Below are 6,125 nucleotides of genomic sequence, written 5' to 3'. Positions count from 1 at the left end.
GGCCATGCACTGGTCGGCCGCCTCCGGCTGGCTGCTGTTCGGCGGACTTGCTGTCGTCCTCACGGCGTGTGTTTGGAATACCTTCCGCGGTGGGGCCGAACTCGGAGAGCCCCACCGACAAACCCACGAGAACGACGCTCTGCCGCGAAATGGTGTCGAGATCGCATGGCTCGCGTTCGCCTACGGACTTGCGGGCTTTGGATACATCATCACGGCGACGTTCCTGCCCGTCATCGCACGAGAGGCGCTTCCCCCTTCGATTTGGCTCGACATGTTCTGGCCTATTTTTGGCGTCGGCGTCATGGTCGGAGCGCTCGTGGTCACGCGTATTCCGCCACGCTACGATTTTCGCCACCTCCTGATCGGTTGTTACCTCATTCAAGCTGCGGGAATTCTCTGGAGCGTGTGGGCGCCCAGCCTCGCGGGATTTGCGATCGGGAGCTTTCTTCTTGGGGTACCGTTCACCGCGATTACCTTTTTTGCCATGCACGAGGTGCGGCGATTGAGGCCGCATGCCGCGGCGAGCATGATCGGCCTGCTGACGGCCATGTATGGCATCGGCCAGATCATGGGGCCGCCTCTCGTTGCGCTTATTCTCGCCTACAGTCTCGACCGGCGTCAGGGCTTCAACCTTGCTCTCGAAACCGCCACGGCGACCCTGGTCATCGGCGCCGCCATCTACTTCTGGATGGGGTTCGCCTATCCGCTGCGTCGCGCCCAAGCGTGACTGGAAGCAGAGCCGGATGGGTTTTCCGCGTCGCTGCTTGCTGATAGACCATCGCGATGACTTACAAGGTTGCAGCACTTTACCAATTTACATCCCTGCCCGACTTCCGCGAACTGCGTGAGCCGCTGCGGATGCTGTGCGAAGCATTGCACATCAAGGGCACGCTCCTGCTGGCCCAAGAGGGCCTCAACGGAACTCTCGCCGGCGAAGCGGTCGCGATCGACGCCTTGATCCGTGAGCTAGTCGAGGGTGTGCTCTTCAACGGCCGACTCGACAACCTCGAACTCAAATACTCGTCCGCCGCCGAAATGCCGTTTCGACGCTTGAAGGTTCGGTTGAAGAAAGAAATCGTCACCCTCGGCGACCCGCAAACCGACCCGACGAAACGGGTCGGCACCTATGTCGCGGCTCAGGATTGGAATGCGCTTCTCGAAACGCCGGACGTCGTCCTGATCGATACGCGCAACGCGTTCGAGGTGGAGCTCGGCACGTTTGACGGCGCAATCRATCCCAAGATCGCATCATTCAGTAGCTTCAAGGATTTTGTCGGCACCGAACTCGACCCCAAAAGGCACAAGAAGGTGGCGATGTTCTGCACCGGCGGCATTCGATGCGAGAAGGCCAGCTCTTATCTCCTCGCCCAAGGGTTCGAGGAGGTCTTTCATCTCAAGGGTGGAATCCTCAAATACCTCGAAGAGATTCCGGAAGCCGACAGTCGCTGGAAGGGCGAATGCTTCGTCTTCGACGAGCGTGTCGCGCTTGGTCATGGATTGCGAGAGGGCCAGTGGCGCGGCGACGACCAGGGAGGCCAGAAACCCAATGAGTGAGACCGACGTACTCACAGCGCGAATCGACGCTTTGGAAATGCGGATCGCTTACCAGGACGAGACGATCGAGGATCTCAACCAGGCCGTCACGGCGCAATGGAAGCAGATCGATCTTCTGATGCGCCAGATCGGAATTCTGCACGAACGCATCCAGGAAGCGGAAACCAGTGCCGGATCACCGCAGCGCGAACCGCCGCCGCCTCACTATTGAGACTGCGAATTCGATATCAACGCTGTTTGAGAAGATGGCGCGCCCTACGGGAGGTCACGCCAAACGGACTCTAACGCTTTGAACTTATTGAAATTGCAGGGCAAAGCATGCTGGCGTGGGGTACATAATTGGGGTACATAGTGGGGGGCACAATCACCCTGATGGACGCCAACGATGACCAAACGACCACGCCGCGAGGCTCGTTCCCGGTCCCTCGGCTCTCACCTAGAATGGCATGGAAGCCGGATCCGGGTGACTATCCGAGTTCCACCCTCGAAGCGCGAGACGATTGGCAAGGCCCACCTCAAGGAGGCCCTCACTACATCGGATCCCAAGGAGGCCGAACTTCTCAAGTGGGCGGTCATCGACAGGCTCAAGAAGGAGATCGCAGGAGTTCGCGAGGATCCCGCAAAGGATATCCTCATCAACGACGCCATGGCTTGGCGGGCCTCTATTCTACATGAGGCCAAACAGGTCGATGATGCCGGAGGTGAGCCCTGGAATGCCGTGCTTCCCTCGGTGGTCACGGACAAGGCCGAGGCCATAGAGGAGAAGGAAGGCTCTGCCCGAGCACGCCTGTTCGCCGATGTTGCCTTCGGACACGCAACTCCTCTCGCTGCCTTGGTCGATGCTTGGCTCAAGGAACGGGGCTACGCTGGGAGGACGGATGCAGCATTCCGCCACGCCGTGAAACAACTAAGCGAGTGGTGCCAGGAGTCTGATGTCCCTCAGACCCTCCAGGCCTTTGACCGAAAGACTGCGGGAAAGTTTATCACGGAGCGGTTCATAGAACGAGGGACAGACCCCGCTACTGCGAATAAGAACCTGACAGGTCTTCGGTCGTACTGGACGTGGTTGATTGAACGAGGTCACGTAGACGTCGAAGTTAGCCCCTGGACCAAGCAGTCCGTAAAGAGAACCCGCCGAGGTTCCAACCATGACAGCGATGAGTCTAAGAAGCGTCCCTTCCGCAATGACGAGGTGAGGACCCTGCTCGACGGCACCAAGGAACAGACGCTAATGGGGGACTTCATTCTAACCGCAGCCCTCACCGGGATGAGAAGAGACGAGATCGCCCGCCTACAGGTGAAGCACATCAAGGCGGGGGTCATCAGCGTGCCGGGGACCAAGACCGCCGCAGCCCGCCGAGACGTGCCGATACATCCAGACCTCCAAGACCTCTTCGCCCGAAGGACAACTGAACGACTGCCTGAGGCTTTCCTTTTCGACGAACTGCCCGATCAGACAAACGAGGCCCGTGGTCGCGGAGCGCCTATCTCTCAGGCGTTCACAAGGCTCAGGCGGAAGCTCGAAGTTGAGGATAAGGATGAGAGAGCCAGACAGAGCCGCGTTGACCTGCACTCGTTCAGGAGGTGGTTCATCAGGCGGGCTGTGGAGGCCCTCGAAGAGGGAGCCAAAGGGTTCACCGCGTGGACTATCGCGGACGTGGTGGGTCACTCGAAGGAGGACGGTCCCCTACCGATGACGATGGGACGATACCCAGGGAAGGCGAACGTCAAAGCCCTGCGAGCGTGTATCGAGAGCGTTCGGCTTCCACCAACGATGGCAAAGGAAAACGACTGAAATTAACGGCCTATCTCCCAAAGCACAGCGGGATTAGTGAGGACCTCAATACCGGCTTGGGACCGATTGCGATCTGGTTGTTGGCGAGGGCCAGTACAAAGAGCTTTGCGAATGAGCTGAGAGCTTTCCCCTGGAAGCCAGTAGCTCTTACAATTTAGATCGGTGAGGTAGACCCAGCAGTGGCTCAGACTATTGAACCTGTAACCGCGACCGAAGAATTACTTTACGCGGTCAAACGAATAGAAACCGTCTCGACTGACGGTAGCCAGGGAAGTGGGACAGGATACGTTTTTTCCACCTTTCTCGACAGCACGACCATTGTCCCAACACTCGTCACGAATAAGCATGTCGTAGAAGGCTCTCAGTTCATTAAGGTGACTTTCCACACTGCCGACCTTATGCCGGAACAACCCGCCCGCCTCGATGGCCGATTAACACAGTTAGTTCTGACAAAGAATAACACCGTACTTGTCGAGCATCCCGATCCAGAGATCGACCTAGTTGCAATACTATGGGCTCAAGCCACCCACAATTGGCATGCCCAGAACCCAGGCAAAACACTTTTCCTGCGATCTCTTCACGAAGCGGAAGTCTGGCCCGAGGACAAAATGCCGTCCTTAGATGCGGCTGAGCAAGTGATAATGGTAGGATGTCCGAACAGCTTGTGGGACGAGGTCAACGGATATCCTCTGTTCCGACAAGGAATAACGGCGAGCCATCCCGCTATCGATTTCCGAGGACGCCCCGAGATAGCTGTCGACATCGGTGTATTCTCCGGCTCGTCAGGGAGCCCGGTATTTCTCATCAGTYCAGGCTTGATACGCTCTAAAGGGTCTACTTCTTTCACGCCTATGGTGAGGTTTGGTCTTCTCGGGACCCTATGGGGCGGTCCAATGGTGAATGAGCAGGGGAAGTTGGTCGTCGAGCCGGTTCCTACAAGTTGGGGGCCGATCGTAGAGACGCGTGTTAGGATGCACCTTGGCTATGTCATCAAAGCAAGGGAAACAATTAAGCTCATGGAACAGGTCAAGAGGCTTATCAGACCTAACGGTTAGGTTAGTCCTCAAGCAGTCGATAGTTGAAGGTGAAGCAATCCTAACTGGCCAGTGATGTCGTTTAAGCGTTGACCACGACATGAACCGACGACAGCCAACTGCTGAGGTGCATTATGGCTTGCCGCCAATTCCGAAGGGCAGCCAAATTGCATCCACAACTTTCACGAAGTCCGCAAGTCACCCGGCTTGAAGAGCGGGGTGAAATCGGCATCCACGCGATGGAAGAACGACCTGTCGAGTGCGGTGATCGCCGCCACTGCGAATGATTGTCGGAAATCTGCGTAGAAGAGCCCATTGGCCCCCTCCTCCGTGATCGTCCATGCATATGTGAACTGGTCGCTGACGTGCTTCTTGCCTTGCCTTAGAGTGGCTCGCTGTGCAGGCAGGAACTGCAGCAATTGCTCCGGCATGTCGCCGCTCAGTGCCTGCACGTTTGAGAGCCACATCGGATACACGCCGCCGCCGTCTGGGACACGCTGCTGAAAGGCCTCAAAATGGAGCGCGAACCCAAGTTTAGCCGCAAACGTGATCATGTGGCCGGACACGAGCGGCCCGTCTACGCGGATAATGCCGTTCTCTTCAGGCATACCGATCCGACGTAGCATTTGTCGCTGCCGAATAGGCGGCACGTGCATTTCCAAAAGGAGATCCGGGATATTATTGGCGATGGCTTGGTAGAGCTTGTGAATTTCCCGGTCGTCGTCCGCGTTAGGAGGGTAAGCGCGGCCCAGCGCAGAGGCGATGAGGTCAGCGTGGCTCGTGCCGTTGTTGCAGTCGCGACAGCTCGGAAATTCGAGACCCTTTGGTCGATCCTTGCGCCGGAACATCATCGTCGGCGGCATGTGCTCGATAGTTAGCGCCGCATCGCCGCAATAAATGCAGCTCGGGTAATTGGCCAGCTTGTCATAATGCGCCCGCTTCTTTCTGGCGGCCTCTCCCACTTTCTATTCCTTCATCGATAGCTGGGTCGTGTCCTGCAACGAGAGATCCGGGAAGCCTATGCCCCCACGGGCGTTATGAAACAAGAGGTCTACGGGGGTCCCGGATGTTTTGCTGCATAAATTTGAAAGCCCTAATCTACACGCGACGGGCCTGATTTCCCCCCGTGGCCTCCCTCGTCCTCGCCGCGTTTCCTTTACGCGACGGGCGCGGAGCCTCCCAGCGAGAGAAAGGAAAGTGCCACGTGCATGAAGGTCAGGACGTCCCTCCAGGGAGATGTCCAGTCTGGGTCACGTAGGAACACCGAACTGGCGACTAACAGTGTCTACGGTGGGATGCTTCATATCCGGTTAGATTAACACCCCCTAAAACCTGTTGTTGACGCCCCGTCCTTAATGGGAGGACGCTCTACGCCTGACCTGGGGTGCCTATGTTTGGACGCAGAACAACCATTGAACTCGAAGAACTCAGCGTCGGTGTCGTCCTTGAGGCCATCGACCGAGAGATGAAGCGTCTCAAGGCGCTGGCAGACAAAGCGCGAGACCAAGCAGATCGCGACAACTGGGCTATCTTCGAGGCCCGGAGGCGTTACCTTCACTGGGCCCGTACGCAGGTCTCATCCGCTCGGATGGAGCTGGGAAAGTTGTCGCCCGAGGCGCAGGAAGTGGCCACCGCCAGAGTACAGCAAATCCGGCACAAGATGCCCCGCTCGAAGGCGAATGCGAGCGCCCTTCGCCGGGATCGCTAACAGCCTCCAGCGGGAATGCTGGCGCAGACCTTGA

General features: G+C 57.7%; 6 protein-coding genes. 5 read left to right on the top strand and 1 reads right to left on the bottom strand.

All coding sequences use genetic code 11. The annotated features are described in order from the left end of the window. The 5 genes from AC1DT3_RS10245 to AC1DT3_RS10225 all read left to right on the top strand — a co-directional run. Positions 1–727, top strand: a 727-nt coding sequence (locus AC1DT3_RS10245; protein ID WP_477465151.1) for a YbfB/YjiJ family MFS transporter, incomplete at its 5' end; no start/stop codon positions are given. 56 nt (positions 728–783) lie between these two features. Continuing rightward, positions 784–1,554 carry an oxygen-dependent tRNA uridine(34) hydroxylase TrhO gene (gene trhO, locus AC1DT3_RS10240; RefSeq protein WP_477465150.1) on the top strand — a complete coding sequence of 257 codons (771 nt, stop codon included), beginning with the start codon at positions 784–786 and terminating at the stop codon, positions 1,552–1,554. Next, positions 1,547–1,765, top strand: a complete 219-nt coding sequence (locus AC1DT3_RS10235) for a SlyX family protein (RefSeq protein WP_477465149.1) — start codon at positions 1,547–1,549, stop codon at positions 1,763–1,765. Before trhO ends, AC1DT3_RS10235 begins: the two co-directional genes overlap by 8 nt. A gap of 174 nt (positions 1,766–1,939) precedes the next feature. Further along, entirely contained in the window at positions 1,940–3,349 is a 1,410-nt protein-coding gene (locus AC1DT3_RS10230; RefSeq protein WP_477465148.1) for a DUF6538 domain-containing protein, read from the top strand. Between the two features lie 179 nt (positions 3,350–3,528). After that, entirely contained in the window at positions 3,529–4,404 is an 876-nt protein-coding gene (locus AC1DT3_RS10225) for a hypothetical protein (RefSeq protein ID WP_477465147.1), read from the top strand. A gap of 161 nt (positions 4,405–4,565) precedes the next feature. Here AC1DT3_RS10225 and AC1DT3_RS10220 read toward each other — a convergent pair whose 3' ends face one another. Further along, positions 4,566–5,345 carry a hypothetical protein gene (locus tag AC1DT3_RS10220; protein ID WP_477465146.1) on the bottom strand — a complete coding sequence of 260 codons (780 nt, stop codon included), beginning with the start codon at positions 5,343–5,345 and terminating at the stop codon, positions 4,566–4,568. Positions 5,346–6,125: the final 780 nt, after the last annotated feature.

It is taken from the genome of Microvirga sp. P4_G7, from assembly GCF_056401005.1.
The sequence above is the reverse complement of the archived record's forward strand: the minus strand, read 5'-3'. Positions and strand labels throughout refer to the sequence as shown.

Excerpts from the sequence above, each read along its gene's own strand:
- AC1DT3_RS10235 (WP_477465149.1), top strand. The coding sequence starts at position 1,547 with ATGAGTGAGACCGACGTACTCACAGCGCGAATCGACGCTTTGGAAATG.
- AC1DT3_RS10230 (WP_477465148.1), top strand. The coding sequence starts at position 1,940 with ATGACCAAACGACCACGCCGCGAGGCTCGTTCCCGGTCCCTCGGCTCT.